Consider the following 16,446-nt stretch of genomic DNA (forward strand, 5'->3'; position numbering starts at 1 on the left):
TGAAGCGCCTGAAGCGCCTGAAGCGCCTGAAGCGCCTGAAGCGTCTCAAGCACCTGCGGCCCATGCGACGAACCACCCCGCGCAGCCCGCCTAGTCATGGCAGCATCCTCGCCAGCAGGTTGTCGCGGTCGATCAACTGATGCTTGATCGCCCCCGCCACATGCAGCACGATCAGCGCGATCAGCACATACGCTGCCGCTTCGTGAATGCCGAAGAACAGCGAGCGCAGTTCCTTGTCGTCCCAGCCCCACTTCGGCAGCAGGATGCCCCAAAAACGCGTGCCATACGTGTTGAACGACGAGCCGAGATAGCCGGAGAGCGGCATCACGACCATTGCCACGTATAAAAGACCCTGCGTAGTGCGCGCGGCGGCGCGTTGCCACGGTCGCATCGGCGGTAGCGGCGGCCGACCAACGACCGCGCGCACCATGATACGGAGAAGCACCAGCAGGAAAACCGTCAGTCCGAGTGACTTGTGGAAGGTGATCAACGACGCCTTGAGAGGCAGCCCCTTCGGCAACCCGACCATGTACAGCCCGAGCGCAAGCAGACCGATGATGCCGAACGCGATCACCCAGTGCAGCACGATCAGCGAGCCGGCATAGCGCGGCTCGCGCGCGCCGGCTTTGGCGTCGGCGCGTGGCTTCGTGGCGTGAGGCGAATGCACCGTCGTCACTCCGTCTCCTTTCGTTTGATGTGTCCATCGAACACACTAATACAGCCTCGCGTGCGCACCACTCGGGTGTTACCCGGCGATCAGGATTTCGCCCCGTCCGTCGACCGCGAGATCGCCGGCGTAGCGCGCCGGCAGCTTCATCGTGCGCCACTGCGAGAAGGGCGTGATTTCGCGCGCGAGACTGCGCACCAGCAGCGCCCAGAATACGTCGAAACCGCGGCCGCCCTCGGTGAAGGTCGGCGGCAATTGCACGGGCCGCTGCGCGAGCAGCAGCGTGCCGCGCCTCATACCGTACGCATAATGCGGGCCGAGTTCCCCCGCCACGCAGACGGTGCCCGCGACGAGCCGCGACGCGGCGAATTCGCCCGCATCGCCGCCGACGAGCACGAGGCCGCGGCGCATGCGATCGGCGAGCCGCGCGCCCGCGTCGCCGTGAATCGTCAGCGTGCCGCCGGTCATGCCTTCCATGTCGCCGGTGAGCGCGCCGGCGGCGAAGTCGCCGCTATTGCCGGCCACGCTCAGGCGTCCGCCGCGCATTTCACAGGCGGTGAAGTGTCCCGCATCGCCGTCGATGCGCAGCACGCCGCCCGCCATGTGCAAGCCGCTATAGTCGCCCGTCGAACCGTGGACGACGAGGTGGCCCGCCGTCATATGCGCGCCCACGCGGTCGAGCCACGGCTCGGCGCCGTCGATCACGAGCGTCGCGTCGGCGTGCTCGATGTGAGGCGCGTGAGGCGTGTGAGGTGTATGAGGCGCATCCGCCGCCGCACGCGCCGCCGCTGTTTCGCTACGCGACACCTCGAACACGTCGCCCACCGCGCAGCGCTCGTTGCCCGCGGGCAGCACGATGCGCTCGATTTCGTTCAAGCTCAGTTCGGCGAGCGGCGCGGGCAACAGCGCGCCCGCATCCACGCGGAAACCGGGCGGCGCTTTCACGCGCAAGGTGGTCGTCGTGCTCATGCGCGGCTCCCGTCGAGGCCGGCGGCCAGTTCGTGCAAATGGAAGTGGTACGGCCCCAGCTTGCCGCCGTAGTTGCCCGCCGAAATCCGCAGCATGCCCGCCGCGCGTCCGCGCGCGGTGGCCGCCACGATGCCCGCCGTCATCGCAAGGCCGACGTCCGCGTCGGTGAGGCCGTCGATCACGATCTCCAGCACGCAGCCGACTTCCGCGCCCAGTTCGCTGCGCGGCGAGAGGCCGACCAGCGTCGGGCAGAACGCGTCGTTGCTCGACGCGGTCGCGCCCTTGTACTTCGAACCGACCTTCGATCCCGAGCGGACGACGCCGCCAGGAAACGGCATGATCACGTTCGGCAGCTTGCGCATTGCCGCGACCGCGGCTTCGGAGGCGGCCAGCGCGGCGTCGATGTCGCGCGCGAGCAGCAGCAGATTGCCGCCGCCGACGGCCTTCACCGTCGCCGTGGTTTCTTCGCAGACGAACTCGCCGTCCATCACCGGCACGCGCCAGTAACGCGTGCCGGCGAGCACCTTCGAGATTTGCCAGCCGTCGCCGAAAAAGCGCAAGCCACGGCCGAGCGAGGCGACGTCGGAGAGCGGCGCGCGGCTCGTCGCCGGATCGATGCCGCCATAGATCGCGGTGGTCGGGCAGGTAAGCACGCATTGGCCCACGCGCCGTTCGATCTGCTTGGCCAATTCCTTCGACGACACCGCGAACAGCAGGACCGCGACCCCGGGCCGCCCATCCGGCGTGTCGCCCGGCGCGAGTTCGCGCTCGATGCCGGCCTCGCAACCGCAGCCGATCACCGAGGTCGCGAAGCCCGTCATCGCGTTGGCGGCGTTGAGCGCCCACGTCGGCGTGTGCGCGGTGATGACGAGCCGGGTCGCCTTCATCGGAAAGGCTTCCGCGAAGGTTGCGTCGATCGTGGTGCCGTTGATCTGAAGAGGTGCCGGGTCGCTCATCGTCTGGGGTTCGTGTTGGCGTGAATCAACCGTTCTGGTCAACCGTGCTTGTCGGCCGCGTTCATCAATTATTGGAGAAACATTCGACCGGCAGCAGCCTGCCGCCGCGGCAGCAATTGCAGATCTCGTCGTCGCTGATCGCCGCATGCGCGAAGTTGTTCGCGAGATTGGCGTCGCTATAGGCGCGCAGCGTTTTTTCGATGCCGCGGTCGAAATCGGGCGACACGAAATGGATGCCGCCCGTGGGCGTGGCGACGAGCGTGCCGTCGCGCGCGACCAGTTCGCCGTCCTTGAACACATACGCGGGCGAGGTGAACATCCGCTCGCGATCCGGCTCGTCGCGATACACGGCGATGTCGGCCGCGGCACCCTCGCCCAGATGGCCGCGGTCGCGCAGGCCGAGCAGGCGCGCGGGCCCGGCGCGCGTGATGATGGCGATCTCGTACAGCGAGAATTCGCGTTTCAAATGCGGCAGCGCGCTCGCCACTTGCGCTTCGGGATGCAGCTTCGCGATCTGCTCGTCGCGAAACGATTTGTCCATCAGCAGGCGGATCAGATGCGGATAGCTGGTGAACGGGCCGCCGTTCGGATGATCGGTGGTCATCGAGACACGCCAGGGATCGTCGACCAGCAAAAAGATTTCGAGTCCGATGATCCATTGCAGCGCATTCACGAAGCTTTGCTCGCGATAGCGGAACGGCACCACGCCGCAGCCCGCGTCGCATTCGATGTCGCCCACCACCCACTTGTGCGGCCGCGCCATCGGCGCGTTGCGGAACTGCATCATCGTGTCACCCGAGGCGGTGACGGTTTGCCCGAAGATGATCTGGCCCACGTCGATCGACACGTTCGGCCGCGCGTTCACCGCTTCGGCGATATGGCGCGCGCCCGACGAAAACTTCTGCGGACCTTCGACGCCGTAGCTGTGAAACTGGATATGCGTGAGATGGATCGGCAGGCCGTCGGCGGCGTCCATCGTCGCGATGGTCGAATCGATGTTGCCGGGCACGCCGAGATTGCTCGCGTGCACATGCAGCGGATGCGGCACGCGCAGTTCGGTCAACGCGCGCGACAGCGTATGCAGCACCTCGCGCGGCGTGATGCCGTAGTGCTTGTGCTGCTCGTCCACGTTGAGCGAACGCTGGTTGAACTTGAACGCGGAGATGCCGCCGGGATTGACCACCTTCACGCCGAGCGCCTTGCTCGCGTGAATCGTCCAGCCGACGTAATCGCGCAGCCGCTCGAAGTCGTTGCGCGCGGCGAGCATCTGCAGGAACAGTTCGTCGTTGCCGAGCATCACATAGGCGCCGTGATCGATGATCGGCGTGTCGCCCATTTCGAGGTGCGTATGGCGCGCGTTGGACGGCATCATCGCCGGCTCGAACGCGGCCGTGTAGCCCATCTCCGCGTAGCGGTAGCCGGTCGCGAGCGTGCCCGGCGCGCAGACGCCGCAAGACGGCAGACGCAAGTAGCGCCCCGCGCCGTCCTGCACCGATTCGTAGGCCGCATCGCGCACGGGATCGGCGCGGTGATCCTCGGGCAGCAGCAGGCGCGACAGATTCGTCTTGCCGCCGCCGATGTGCGAATGCATGTCGATGCCGCCCGCCATCACGATCATGCCGGTGGCGTCGTATTCGTGATCGACCGGCGTGTTCGCCGCAACGTCGACGATGCGGCCGTCGCGAATCGTCAGATCGCGGCGCTCGCCGTTCACGCCGTTGGTGGGATCGTAGATCGTGCCGCCTTTCAGCCGGACGAGGCTCATGGCTGCTCCTGAACGGCGGGGCGCGCATCGGGCGCATGAAGCCGCGCGGCCAGTTGCGTGGCGATCGCCTCGACCGAGGGCAGCGCGGCGCCGCGCGCGGCGGCGAGCGGCATCACGACCGAACTGTCGACCCGGAACAGATGACCGCCGCTGTCGATGCCGGGCGTCGCAACCGGGATGAAAACCGTCGCGGCGCCGCGCGACCTGGCCGCTTCGGCGAGAGCGGGATGACCGAGCACCACCGCGGGCACGGCCGGATCGAGCGAGGCCGGCCACGCATGCGGCCCGAAACTCGCGACCCACAACAGCGCGTCGACTTCACCCTCGGCGAGCAGCCTGCTGGTGCGGTAGCGATACGGATCATGATCGAGCGGCGCGGTGCCGGCGAGCCGCCCGGGCTTCGAGACATGGGTGCGCAGCGGCAGGCCCGAGAGCCATGTCACCGTCTGGTTGACCGTGAGTGCGCCGTCGTCGCCGCCGAGCGCGAGACAGCCCGCGCGAGCCGTGAGGTTCGTCGTCTTGACGATGCGGTTCAATGCTTCGATCAACAGCGCCGCGTGCGGACCGGGCAGCGCGGCGGGCTCATAAACGAACACCGTATAGCGCGCGGCGGCAATGCGCGCTTGCAGCGCGGCTAGCGTCGCCAGCGTCTCCGACGTGCCCGTTCCGTTATCGGGCAACGCGCCGGGCTCGCGTCCCACGCTCAACGCGGACCATTGCGCGAGCGTGTGATACGGATCGGCGTCCGGCAGGATCGCTTCGACGCGCGCTTGCGCGAACGCGCTCGCGGCAGGGTCCGGCTCGCAACCGACGAACACCAGGTCGCGCGCGCCTTCGGTGCCCTCCAGCGTGCGCGCGTAAAAGCGCGGATAGCGCCGCGACGGCTGGCAGCCGAAAAACACCAGCAGGTCGGCGCGGCTGCGCACTTCGGAGAGCGTCGTGAAGAACGAGCCGCGGTCCTGCAGCGCGAGTGTCGCGGCGCTCATCGCGTCGCCGTGCAAATGATCGAGGATCGCGCCGCAACCGGCCGCGAGCGTGTACAACGCGCGTGCGCCGGCGACGTCGGTGGCGAGCGCGCCGAACAGCGGACGGCGCGCGTTCGACAGCATCCGCGCCGCATGAGTGAGCGCGTCGTCGAGATTGGCGTCCTGTCCGTCGATGCTGCTCGCGCACTGCGCGTCGCTCGCGCCGTAGCACGTGAGCGCGTCGGCGAGCCGCGGGCAATCGGTGTCGGGCACGCTGAGCGTGGCGTCGTCGTGCGCATTGACGACCAGGTCGTCGCACAGCAGCGGGCAGAACGGACAGGTCCAGTCGCGCGTGGTCGACAAGGCGGGCACGTTGGCCGCGCCCGAGGGGCTCGTATTCGACGGATCGGTCGGTGGAAGGTGCATGGCTTCGTTTTAGCAAGCTCCATGCCGATGGCCGCGATAGTGCAACGACGCTCGCGCGGACCGAATCGCGCACCGCTAATGTGGCCGTGTGCTTAAAAGGATCGGACGGTCGTGGCACTCGCATTGCATGCGGCTTGCGTGCGTTGGCCGCTGTGGCATCGACAGCGCCGAAACCTCGGTGCGCCGCACAGGTTGTGTGCCGATCTGGAGCAGAGTGTCACACGCGGCCGCATTGCTTTCTGTTTCTTTCTGTTTGTTTACCGCCGTGCGTTGTCCCGCGATTGGCATGGATTTTGTATAGCCTGCTACGTGGATTCGAAGAGCGGGAGGCCGATCTGGCGATCATGCAGTGCGGACGCCACCAGCCATGCGGTGGCGCCAGTCCGCGCCGCCGCGCTCAGATCGGCTCGATCGCGAATGCCGCCCGCGCCGATCACGGCGGTGCCCGCGGGCGCATTCGAGCGGATGCGCTCGACGCTGCGCAAGTCGGGACCGTCGTAGCTGCCGACCTGGTCGAGCGTCATGGCGATCACCCGGCCGGGCCACCATGACGATGTGGGTTCGAACGCAGGGTCGGCAAGCAACTGGCCGGCGCGATGATCGAGCGAAAGAATGGGCGAGAGGCCGGCAGCCTCGGCCGCTTGCAGCGCGTGAAGGTCGCGCAGCGACTCGGTGCCGAACACGGGCACGAGGGGCGCGAGATCGTGAGTCGTGCGGTCGTTGGGGGCGTTGCGCTCGCCGGTGTGCGAGTGGGCCGGGCCGCTCTGCTCGATGTGCTGAATGTGATTGAGGCGCTCGATGCTGTCGAATAGCGCGCGCATCGACGCAAAGTCGGCATAGCCCGCATCGAGCCAGATGTCGATGCCGGGGAGGGCGGCACGCAGCATGGCGAGCGTCGCGACGTGGGCGCCGCGTTGAAGGATGGCGCCGAGGTCGGCGATATAGAGCGTGCGCGCGCCGCTTGCGGCAATGAGCGCACGGGCGATGTGAAGCGGCTCGCTGGTGGCGGCAAGCGGCGACTGGATCGGCAGATAAGCGGTCCGCTCGCCGCGCACCGCGCGCACCACGTGGCCGTCGAGCAGATCGAGAACCGGTATCACCTGCATTGGGGGCGTGCTCCTTTGACCAAGATCTTTGTCTATGAGTATCTCACTGGCGGCGGCATCGACCCGGCGCTGGCCGGCGCGGGCAGTCTCGCCGATCTGAGCGCGTTGATCGTCGAGGGGCGGGTGATGCGCGACGCGCTGGTCGCGGATCTGCGCGAACTCGACGGCGTGCAGGTGACGTTCGCCAGTTCGCGCTTCGAAACCGTCGACCCGGCGCTGGCCCATTGTAGGGCCGCGCCGGGTGAATCGATGACGGCCTTCGTCGCAAGGGTGGCGCGCGAACACGATTACGCGTGGATCATCGCGCCCGAATGCGACGGCTTGCTGCTGCATCTTTACGATGCGGTCGGCACGGCGCGCTGGCTCGGTTGCGCGAAGGAAGCGATTCGCGCGGCATCGAGCAAGAGCGTGACCGCCGCGTGTCTCGCGGCGCATGGCATCGCGACGACGCCCGCGCTCGAACCGGGGCAGGCCGATGCGCGTTCGGAGCGTCATCCGTCCGCCGGCCGCTGGGTCGTGAAACCGGACGACGGCGCGGGCGGTCTCGACACGTTCGTGTTCTACCGTTTCGCCGATGCCTGCGCGGAATACGATGCGCGTGCCGCCGCCGGACGCAATCCGGTGCTTCAGGAATGGGTCGACGGCGAGCCGCTCAGTCTCTCGCTGATCTGTCACGAGGACCGTGCCGAGCTCATCAGCATCAACCGGCAGCAGATCGGTTTGAGCGGAGGCGATGCAAGCGGACCGCAACCGCGGATCGTCGAATTCGACGGCGTGATGGTGAACCAGATCGATCGTCTCGGCGACCAGGGCCGTGTGCTCGGCGACCTAGCGCAGCGCGTGTATGCGGCGCTGCCCGGCTTGCGCGGCTTTGCCGGCATCGACGTGGTGTGGCATCCCGAGCGCGGCCCGGTGGTGATCGAGGTCAATCCGCGGTTGACCGTCGCGTATGCGGGGCTGTCCGCGTCGCTCGGCGGCAATCTCGCGCGCGCGTTGCTGGCGGCGCATGGGGCGCGCATCGACAGAAGCGCGGCGGCGCGCCCGCACGGCTCCGAGACGGCCTGTGGAGCGCGGCCGTGAGCGCGGCGCAGGCAGCGCATGCGAGCCACGCGGGCGTCGATGGCGCGATTTTCGGCTGGGATGTGGGCGGCGCGCACGTGAAGGTGTCGATGGCCGATGCCGGCGGCGCGGTGCTCGACGTCGCGCAATGGGCGTGTCCGCTGTGGCAGGGACTCGAACATCTGGAGCGGACGATCGACCTCGTGTTCGAGCGCTGGCCGGCCGCGAACACGGCCGCCGCGCGGCACGCCGTGACGATGACGGGCGAAATGGTCGACCTGTTCCCCGATCGCGCCGCAGGCGTGCGGGCGATTGCCGGCACGCTCGCGCAGCGGCTCGCGACGCGCTCGCATGCGCCGTTGCAGTCGCAAACGCACGCGCGGTTGGGCTCGCGATCAGATGCACGAGCAGGCGCACAGGCAGGCGCACAGGCAGGCCCACAAGCAGGCTCACAAGCGGGCGCACAGTTGCGTTTTTATGCAGGCGAAACCGGCTGGCTCGCGCCGCAAGACTGCGCCGCCAACTGGCGTGACGTTGCCTCCGCGAACTGGCTCGCCACCGCGCACTGGGTCGCCACGCGCGCAGCCGACGCGGTGCTCATCGACATCGGCAGCACGACCACCGACATCATTCCGATCGCTGGCGGGCGCGTCGTCGCGCGCGCCGCGACCGATGCCGGGCGGCTCGCGACCGGCGAACTGGTCTACCAGGGTGTCGTGCGCACGCCGTTGTGCGGGATCGCGCACCGCATCGAATTCGCGGGCGCGGCCGTCAACGTGATGAACGAATGGTTCGCGACGAGCGCGGATGTCTATCGGCTGACCGGCGAACTGGAGCCGCACTACGACCTCTATCCGAGCGCCGACCAGGGACCGAAGACGGAAGCCGCGAGCCGTGCGCGGATCGCGCGGATGATCGGCCGCGACGCCTACGAAACGGAGCCCGCCGAATGGCGCCGGTTCGCGCTGCGCTGGCGCGAACTGCAATTGCGCGAGATCGGCGTGAACCTCGCGCGCGTGACGGCGGCGCATCCCGAGCTGGCCGCCGCGCCGCTGGTGGGCGCGGGCTGCGGACGCTTCCTCGTGGCGGCGCTGGCGCGTGAGGAGGCGCGCGGCTATGTCGATTTCGGCGCGCTGGCGGGCGTGCCCGACGCATGCTCGGAGTGGGCCGCGACTTGCGCGCCGAGCGTGGCGGTGGCGCTGCTCGCGGCCGCGCACGACCGGCATGCGGGCCGCGACGGCGAGGGCGCGGTATCGCGGGCGGCATGAGCCGAAGCGTAATGAGCCGCGCGATGGACGGCACGCGGAACGGCGCGGCGTGAGCTTTTGGGGTGTGACAGGTAGGGCGCGGTATCGCGGGCGGCATGAGCCGAAGCGCGATGAGCCGCGCGTCGGACGGCACACGGAACGGCACGACGCGAGCTTTGGTCAGACAGTGCTCGAACGCGCGAGCCAATCAGCAGGTGAATGCACCCGCAACGAACATGCAGCGAACACACCAACGCAGTTAATCGGAAACGAGGACAACGGTCATGTGGGTGGTCAAGATCGGGGGCAGCCTGAGTCACGAGCCGACGCTGCGCAACTGGCTCGACGAGCTATGCGAGGTGGGGGGCGGGCGCGTCGTGATCGTGCCGGGCGGCGGCGATTTCGCCGACAAGGTGCGGCAATATCAGAGCGAGTGGCGTTTCGACGATCTCGTCGCGCACAACATGTGTCTGCTCGCGATGACGCAGTACGCGATCATGATGCAAGGCGTGCGGCCCGAACTCGTGCTTGCGTCGAGCGAGGCCAAGATTCGCCGCGCGTTGCGCGACGGCCATGTCGCCGTATGGGTGCCGACCGCTCTGATGCGCGACACGCCCGACGCGATGAGCAACTGGGACACGACCTCCGACAGCCTCGCCGCCTGGCTCTCGACGATGCTCAACGCCGAGCGGCTGATCGTGGTGAAGTCATGTCCGATCTTCGAGGACGAACGGCTTGAAACGCTGGCGGCAACGGGCGTGGTGGACCGCCGTTTCGTCGATTATGTGAACGACGCGAATTACGTGGTGGAATTGCTCAACAAGGACAACGTGGCGTTGATGCGCGACCGGCTGCTGAATATGCCGGTAACGTAGTCGGCAAGCTGACATCCGTGGATGAGCAGCATGGGCGGCACGAGCGCCGCACCATGCGCCGGGAGAAGAATCCTACAAACGGGCCGCGTCCGAAGAAACGCCCGAGCCCGAAGTCGCGCCCGCAAGACCCCTATCACCGCTTGCACTGTGCAGCGCGCCGGCCAGGTCGGCGACCCGTTGCGGATCGAGCCGCGAGCGGCGCCCATCCACGCACAAGGCCGTGCGAAAGCCCGCGAAATCCGGCGCCAGCGCCCTGATCTGCGCGAGCTGCGCCCAGCCGAGCGAACCGGCGATGCCGCTCATCGCGCCTTGCTCGCGGATCAGCCGCAGCCATTGCCCCAGCGATTCGCTGTCCACGTGATCGAACAGCGTGTTGCCGTCCTTGCCCTCGGTGTCGAACATCACGCCCACGAATCCGAGCGTGGCCGCGTAGGCGACCAGTTCGCCGTCCATGCCGCCGTCGCACAGCAGCACCGGCACGACGGTCGCCGGCAGATTCGCGAGGTGTTCGAGGCAACGCCGCGCGGCCGGTCCTCGCGCCACGCCCACTTTCACATAATCGACGCCCGCCTCGCTGACCTCGATGACGCGCGCGGCGATCTCGTCGAGCGCTTCGGCCGGCACGTCGCCGATCGTCGCGCTGATCGGCTTGACCGGGTAACGGGCGCGTAGATGACGCGCGATATTCGTGATGTCGCCGATCGACAGGCCGCCGAGCGCGCCCGCGTTCGGCTCCTTCAGGTCGATCAGCTCGGCGCCGGCCTGGGCAGCGTCGAACGCCTCCTCGTGCGAGCGGACGCTCGCGAGCAATGCGGTCATCGGGTTCTCCGAAAGACTAGTGGGACACGAGTTCGGCGGACGAACCGCCGGCGGAATCGAGGCTCGCGCGGTGTCGCGCGATCGCGGAGGTGAGCCAGCCCCAGGCGGTGCGCTCGGCATCGCCCGCGGTTTTGTCGATGGCGATCTGCAGGTAGGCCATTTCGCGGTCGACCTTGTCGGCCGGCAGCATGAAGAGCCGGCTCACCAGCACCGCGCCTTCGATCACCGCCGCCTGAGCGCGGTTGAAACCGGCGAACGGCGCGTGATTCTCGCGGTGCACGCACTTCATGCGCAGCACCGGGCGCTGGTTGTCGTCGCGCAGTTCATCGAGTTCGAGTTCGGCATGCGCGAGCGACTCCGCCAGCCGGATGCTCGCGACGCGAGTGGCGGCGACAGTGGGCCAATCGGTCGCGCAGTGCGTGACGCAGCCGGCGAAAACGCGGACGTCGGTGGTGAAATTCAGAACCGCCGCGCGCGACGCGACGATGTTGTCGAGTGTGGCCGACGGGCGAAACGGGGAAAGAATGACGAACTCGCCCTCGTAACGCGCCCCCATCGGCGCTATGTGAGGACGGCCATCGCACGCTGCCGTGGTGACGATCGTTTCGTGGATCATGATGGAACGTGAGTCGTGACAGCGCCGAAAGGCCGGCCGATTCAGCTAAAGAGAAAAGTGATCCGCGAAAGGGCCGCGCATGCGGCCCGTGCGGGCTTAACGCGTCGCGATATACATCGTGATTTCAAAACCAAAGCGCATATCGGTGTAGCTAGGTGTCGTCCATTGCATATGTGTTCCTCCATGTGGTTGACACATCGTTGCGCCGTGAACCGAGCGTGATGCCGGGCTGCATCGGCGTTGCTGACTACGCAAACTCCATGCCGGGCGCTGTACTGCAACGCGCGGGCGGCAGGCGGTTCGCGCGAAATACAGCATACGCCGAATTGCATCGGCATGCCGCTCGTGCGGGTTCGCAAATCGCCGGCCGCGCAGTGTCCCGATCCCGAAGCAAAGTGTTCCATTACGATTCGAAGGTTTCTGTCCTCCTGTCACGCCATTTGAAATCGTCGCGTGGAATATCGGCGTGGGTTGAAAACGCATTTCATGAAAACGTGTTTCGTGATGCGCAGTTGATAATGGATCGGTTAACTCTGCCAAATTAAATCGTGAATTCCCAATGATGACGCCCTTGTCTACAGTGCAACTCAAGCGCTTCGTTCTCCCGGCAGCGCGCTTGCCACAATCGAGGATACGTCATGAACGATTTCAGTCAACCGGTGATCGAGACAGCACTTGATTCGCAAAAACCGGGCAATCCTGGCAGTTCGGGCAAGCCGCGCGAACGCTACGCCGCGGGTGTCATGAAATACCGCGAAATGGGTTACTGGCAGCCGGATTACATACCGAAAGACACCGACGTGATCGCGCTCTTTCGCATTACGCCGCAACCCGGCGTCGAGCCGGAGGAAGCGGCGGCCGCCGTGGCCGGCGAATCGTCCACGGCAACGTGGACCGTGGTGTGGACCGACCGCCTCACCGCTTGCGACATGTATCGCGCCAAGGCTTACCGCGTCGATCCGGTGCCGTCGTCGTCCTCCGGCGAACCGCAGTACTTCGCGTACATCGCCTATGAACTCGATCTGTTCGAGGAGGGCTCGGTCGCCAACCTCACGGCGTCGATCATCGGCAACGTGTTCGGTTTCAAGCCGCTCAAGGCGCTGCGTCTCGAGGACATGCGCATACCGGTGGCGTATCTGAAGACCTTTCAGGGGCCGCCGACCGGCATCGTCGTCGAACGCGAACGGCTCGACAAATACGGTCGGCCGCTGCTCGGCGCGACGGTCAAGCCGAAGCTCGGCTTGTCGGGCAAGAACTATGGCCGCGTGGTGTACGAGGGGCTCAGAGGCGGACTCGATTTCCTGAAAGACGACGAGAACATCAACTCGCAGGCCTTCATGCACTGGCGCGACCGCTTTCTGTTTTCGATGGAAGCGGTGAACCGCGCGCAAGCGGAAACGGGGGAGGTGAAGGGCCATTATCTGAACGTCACGGCCGGCACGATGGAGGACATGTACGAGCGCGCCGAATTCGCGAAGGAGCTCGGCTCGTGCATCGTGATGATCGACCTCGTGATCGGTTGGACCGCGATTCAATCGATGTCGCGTTGGGCGCGCAAGAACGACATGATCCTGCATCTGCATCGCGCCGGGCACAGCACGTACACACGGCAACGCAATCACGGCATTTCATTCCGCGTGATCGCCAAATGGCTGCGCATGGCGGGCGTCGATCATGCGCATGCGGGCACGGCGGTCGGCAAGCTCGAAGGTGATCCATTGTCGGTACAGGGGTATTACAACGTGTGCCGCGACGCGCACAACGAAGTGGACCTGTCGCGCGGTATTTTCTTCGATCAGCCGTGGGCCGGCTTGCGCAAGATCATGCCGGTCGCCTCGGGCGGGATTCACGCGGGACAGATGCATCAACTGCTCGATCTGTTCGGCGACGACGCGATCCTGCAATTCGGCGGCGGCACGATCGGGCATCCGGCCGGCATTCAGGCGGGCGCCGTGGCGAACCGCGTCGCGCTCGAATCAATGGTGAAGGCGCGCAACGAGGGCCGCGACATCGTGAACGAGGGGCCCGAGATTCTCGAAGCCGCCGCGCGCTGGTGCACGCCGCTCAAGCAGGCGCTCGATACATGGCGGGACGTGAGCTTCAACTACGCATCGACCGACACGCCCGACTTCGCCGCCACGCCGAGCGTCGCGTAAAACGCCGCATTCACGGCAATCGTTATCGCGGGAACGACAGCAGTGCCGCCGCACTGCGTTGGAAAACTGTTGACCCGATTCAGGCCGTCACATCAATCAACGAGGTTCGCCATGCGCATTACACAAGGCACATTTTCCTTCTTGCCGGAATTGACCGACGAGGAGATCGGCTTGCAGATCGACTATGCGTTGAGCCAGGGCTGGGCCTGCTCGGTGGAATACACCGACGACCCGCATCCGCGCAATACGTACTGGGAAATGTGGGGCTTGCCCATGTTCGATCTGCGCGATGCGGCCGGCGTGTTGCAGGAGGTGAGGGCATGCCGCGCGGCGTGGCCGCAGCACTACATCAAGGTCAATGCGTTCGATTCGGAGCGCACCTTCGAGACGATGCGCCTGTCGTTCATCGTCAACCGGCCGGACGACGAGCCGGGTTTCCGTCTCACGCGGCAGGATGGCGCGGGGCGCGTGCAGCGCTATGGACTGTCGAGCTATGCGGGCGACCGGCCCGCGGGTGAGCGCTACGGCCCGGCACGGTAATTGGATGCGGTGCGGTGCATGAGTCGCTGTATCGATCACCGCATCGCTTACCGCGTCGATCACCGCGCGAATGGTATGAACAAGGAGATGCAATGACCGAAGCTGCCGTAGTGGACACGCATGCGCCGTCCGTTGCACGAGCCGGCGCGCAGGATTCGCGTCAGGAGCCGCCGCATATCGATCTCGCGGCGCTGTATCGCGACTCCGGCATCGGCGACGTGCTCGCCGAACTCGACCGCGACCTGGTCGGACTCGTGCCGGTCAAGACCCGCATCCGCGAGGTCGCCGCTCATCTGCTGGTGGAGCGCGCCCGCGATTCGCTCGGCCTCGCGAGCGGCGCGCCGACCCTGCACATGTGTTTCTCCGGCAATCCCGGCACGGGCAAGACCACGGTCGCGCTGCGCATGGCCGAAGTGCTGCACCGGCTCGGCTACATTCGCCGCAATCATCTGGTTTCGGTGACGCGCGACGACCTCGTCGGTCAATACATCGGCCATACCGCGCCGAAAACGCGCGATGTGCTAAAGCGCGCGATGGGCGGCGTGCTGTTCATCGACGAAGCGTATTACCTGTATCGCCCCGAGAACGAGCGCGACTACGGCCAGGAAGCGATCGAAATCCTGCTGCAGACAATGGAAAACCAGCGCGACGATCTGGTGGTGATTCTCGCGGGCTACGCGTCGCGTATGGAGATCTTCTTCGAAAGCAATCCGGGTTTCCGTTCCCGGATCGCGCATCACATCACGTTCCCCGATTACGAGGAAGCGGAACTGCTCGACATCGCCGAGCGCATGCTCGCGACGATGCACTACCGCTTCGACGCCGACTCGCGGCGCGCTTTCGCCGAGTACCTCGCGCTGCGCATCCGTCAGCCGAATTTCGCCAACGCCCGTTCGGTGCGCAATGCGCTCGACCGCGCGCGGCTGCGCCAGGCGAACCGCCTGTTCGCCAACGCGATGAAGGGCGGCGCGCCGATCGACGCCGCCGCGCTCACGTTGATCGGCGCCGCCGACGTGCGCGCGAGCCGCGTATTCGACGAGCCGTCCGCCGAGGCCGGGAGCGACGCCGCTTGTGCGTCCGCGTCCGCATCCCCGCCAGCGCCGCGCGCCTTTCAGGCGCCGCCAGGCTGAACGACAACAATCCTTCAGGAGATCGCCATGCAAGACGGACGTACGACCCTTTCGAAGTTCCTGATCGACACGCTCGACCGCCAGCCCTCTCCTGCGGGGACGACGGAGACGGCGGGGCTCTCGGCGCTGCTCATCGACGTGGCCGCGGCGATCAAGTCGATCTCGGCGATGCTCACCAAGGGCGCGCTCGGCGGCAATTACGGTTCGGCGCAAAGCATCAACACGCATGGCGAGGAGCAGAAGAAGCTCGACGTCGCGACCAACGAGATTTTCGTGCAGCAATGCGAGTGGGACGGTTTGCTCGCCGCGATGGCGTCGGAGGAAATGGAGACCGTCTACGCGATTCCGCCGGGCTATCCGCGCGGCGACTATCTGCTCGCCTTCGATCCGCTCGACGGCTCCTCGAACATCGACATCAACGGCGTGGTGGGCTCGATTTTCTCGGTGCTGCGCAATCACGGCGACAAGGACGCGCCGGTCGGCGAGGCCGCGTTCCTGCGGCCCGGTTGCGAGCAGGTCGCGGCGGGCTACGCCGTCTATGGTCCGTCGACCATGCTCGTGCTGTCGGTCGGCAACGGCACGCATGGCTTCACGCTGGAGCGCGACATCGGCAATTTCGTGCTCACGCATTCGAACATCCGCATTCCCGAGGACACCGTGGAGTTCGCGATCAACGCGTCGAACGAGCGCTTCTGGGAGCCGCCCGTGCGCCGCTACGTGCAGGAGTGCAAGGACGGCCGCAGCGGCTGCCGCGCGAGCGACTTCAACATGCGCTGGATCGCGTCGATGGTCGCGGAAGTGCATCGGATCCTGATGCGCGGCGGCGTGTTCATGTACCCGCGCGACTCCAAGACGCCGGCGATGGAAGGACGCCTGCGCCTGCTCTACGAAGCGAACCCGATGAGTTTTCTGATCGAGCAGGCGGGCGGCCTGTCGATCACCGGACGCGAACGGATACTCGATGTCGTGCCGGCCACGCTGCATGGGCGCGTGCCCGTGATCCTCGGTTCGAAGAACGAGGTGGAGCGCATCGGCCGGTATCACGGCGAATACGACCGTGGCGAGGACAAGCCGTTCTCGTCGCCGCTCTTCAACCGGCGCTCGCTGTTTTTGCCCGACTTCACGGCGTGACACGCGTGACTCGCATGAC

Annotated in this window: 16 protein-coding genes; 7 read left to right on the forward strand and 9 right to left on the reverse strand. The window is 66.5% G+C overall.

Going from position 1 to position 16,446, the window contains the following annotated elements:
* Positions 1-94: 94 nt before the first annotated feature.
* The 6 genes from BUE39_RS04360 to BUE39_RS04385 all read right to left on the reverse strand — a co-directional run bounded on the left by BUE39_RS04360 (position 95) and on the right by BUE39_RS04385 (position 6,854).
* Positions 95-676, reverse strand: coding sequence for a cytochrome b (locus tag BUE39_RS04360; RefSeq protein WP_073427419.1), 582 nt, complete (start codon positions 674-676; stop codon positions 95-97).
* A 69-nt stretch (positions 677-745) separates the two neighbouring features.
* Complete coding sequence (locus BUE39_RS04365) at positions 746-1,636, reverse strand: formylmethanofuran dehydrogenase subunit C (protein ID WP_073427420.1); 891 nt, start codon at positions 1,634-1,636, stop codon at positions 746-748.
* A complete protein-coding gene (fhcD, locus tag BUE39_RS04370) occupies positions 1,633-2,592 on the reverse strand; it encodes a formylmethanofuran--tetrahydromethanopterin N-formyltransferase (protein WP_073427421.1) in 960 nt (319 codons plus the stop codon). Before fhcD ends, BUE39_RS04365 begins: the two co-directional genes overlap by 4 nt.
* Positions 2,593-2,656: 64 nt before the next feature.
* The gene (locus tag BUE39_RS04375) at positions 2,657-4,357 is read right to left on the reverse strand and encodes a formylmethanofuran dehydrogenase subunit A (protein ID WP_073427422.1); all 1,701 of its coding nucleotides are present in this window, start codon (positions 4,355-4,357) and stop codon (positions 2,657-2,659) included.
* Positions 4,354-5,748, reverse strand: a complete 1,395-nt coding sequence (locus BUE39_RS04380; protein ID WP_073427423.1) for a molybdopterin-binding domain-containing protein — start codon at positions 5,746-5,748, stop codon at positions 4,354-4,356. The genes BUE39_RS04375 and BUE39_RS04380 overlap by 4 nt, the downstream gene beginning before the upstream one ends.
* A 305-nt stretch (positions 5,749-6,053) precedes the next feature.
* Positions 6,054-6,854 carry a HisA/HisF-related TIM barrel protein gene (locus tag BUE39_RS04385; protein WP_073427424.1) on the reverse strand — a complete coding sequence of 267 codons (801 nt, stop codon included), beginning with the start codon at positions 6,852-6,854 and terminating at the stop codon, positions 6,054-6,056.
* A 15-nt stretch (positions 6,855-6,869) separates the two neighbouring features.
* Between BUE39_RS04385 and BUE39_RS04390 the strand changes: the two genes are divergently transcribed.
* The 3 genes from BUE39_RS04390 to BUE39_RS04400 all read left to right on the forward strand — a co-directional run bounded on the left by BUE39_RS04390 (position 6,870) and on the right by BUE39_RS04400 (position 10,035).
* Positions 6,870-7,934, forward strand: a complete 1,065-nt coding sequence (locus BUE39_RS04390; protein WP_073427425.1) for an ATP-grasp domain-containing protein — start codon at positions 6,870-6,872, stop codon at positions 7,932-7,934.
* Entirely contained in the window at positions 7,931-9,181 is a 1,251-nt protein-coding gene (locus BUE39_RS04395) for a hydantoinase/oxoprolinase family protein (RefSeq protein WP_090518688.1), read from the forward strand. Before BUE39_RS04390 ends, BUE39_RS04395 begins: the two co-directional genes overlap by 4 nt.
* 263 nt (positions 9,182-9,444) lie before the next feature.
* Complete coding sequence (locus BUE39_RS04400; protein ID WP_073427426.1) at positions 9,445-10,035, forward strand: amino acid kinase family protein; 591 nt, start codon at positions 9,445-9,447, stop codon at positions 10,033-10,035.
* Positions 10,036-10,107: 72 nt separating this feature from the next.
* On the opposite strand, the gene BUE39_RS04405 is transcribed toward BUE39_RS04400, so the two are convergent.
* The 3 genes from BUE39_RS04405 to pqqA all read right to left on the reverse strand — a co-directional run bounded on the left by BUE39_RS04405 (position 10,108) and on the right by pqqA (position 11,641).
* Positions 10,108-10,854 carry a (5-formylfuran-3-yl)methyl phosphate synthase gene (locus BUE39_RS04405; protein WP_073427427.1) on the reverse strand — a complete coding sequence of 249 codons (747 nt, stop codon included), beginning with the start codon at positions 10,852-10,854 and terminating at the stop codon, positions 10,108-10,110.
* A gap of 16 nt (positions 10,855-10,870) precedes the next feature.
* A complete protein-coding gene (locus BUE39_RS04410) occupies positions 10,871-11,470 on the reverse strand; it encodes a DUF447 domain-containing protein (RefSeq protein WP_073427428.1) in 600 nt (199 codons plus the stop codon).
* A gap of 96 nt (positions 11,471-11,566) precedes the next feature.
* Complete coding sequence (gene pqqA / locus BUE39_RS35865; protein WP_013342881.1) at positions 11,567-11,641, reverse strand: pyrroloquinoline quinone precursor peptide PqqA; 75 nt, start codon at positions 11,639-11,641, stop codon at positions 11,567-11,569.
* A 467-nt stretch (positions 11,642-12,108) separates the two neighbouring features.
* On the opposite strand from pqqA, the gene BUE39_RS04420 reads away from it, so the two are divergent.
* From BUE39_RS04420 to BUE39_RS04435, 4 genes are all read left to right on the forward strand, one after another.
* Positions 12,109-13,626, forward strand: coding sequence for a ribulose-bisphosphate carboxylase large subunit (locus BUE39_RS04420; RefSeq protein ID WP_073427429.1), 1,518 nt, complete (start codon positions 12,109-12,111; stop codon positions 13,624-13,626).
* A gap of 111 nt (positions 13,627-13,737) precedes the next feature.
* Entirely contained in the window at positions 13,738-14,166 is a 429-nt protein-coding gene (locus BUE39_RS04425) for a ribulose bisphosphate carboxylase small subunit (RefSeq protein WP_073427430.1), read from the forward strand.
* Positions 14,167-14,258: 92 nt separating this feature from the next.
* Complete coding sequence (cbbX, locus tag BUE39_RS04430; protein ID WP_073427431.1) at positions 14,259-15,296, forward strand: CbbX protein; 1,038 nt, start codon at positions 14,259-14,261, stop codon at positions 15,294-15,296.
* 27 nt (positions 15,297-15,323) lie between these two features.
* On the forward strand, positions 15,324-16,427 hold the full coding sequence (locus tag BUE39_RS04435) for a class 1 fructose-bisphosphatase (RefSeq protein WP_073427432.1): 1,104 nt from the start codon (positions 15,324-15,326) through the stop codon (positions 16,425-16,427).
* The last annotated feature ends 19 nt before the right edge of the window (positions 16,428-16,446 follow it).

It is taken from the genome of Paraburkholderia terricola (assembly GCF_900142195.1).
GTDB lineage: Bacteria > Pseudomonadota > Gammaproteobacteria > Burkholderiales > Burkholderiaceae > Paraburkholderia > Paraburkholderia terricola.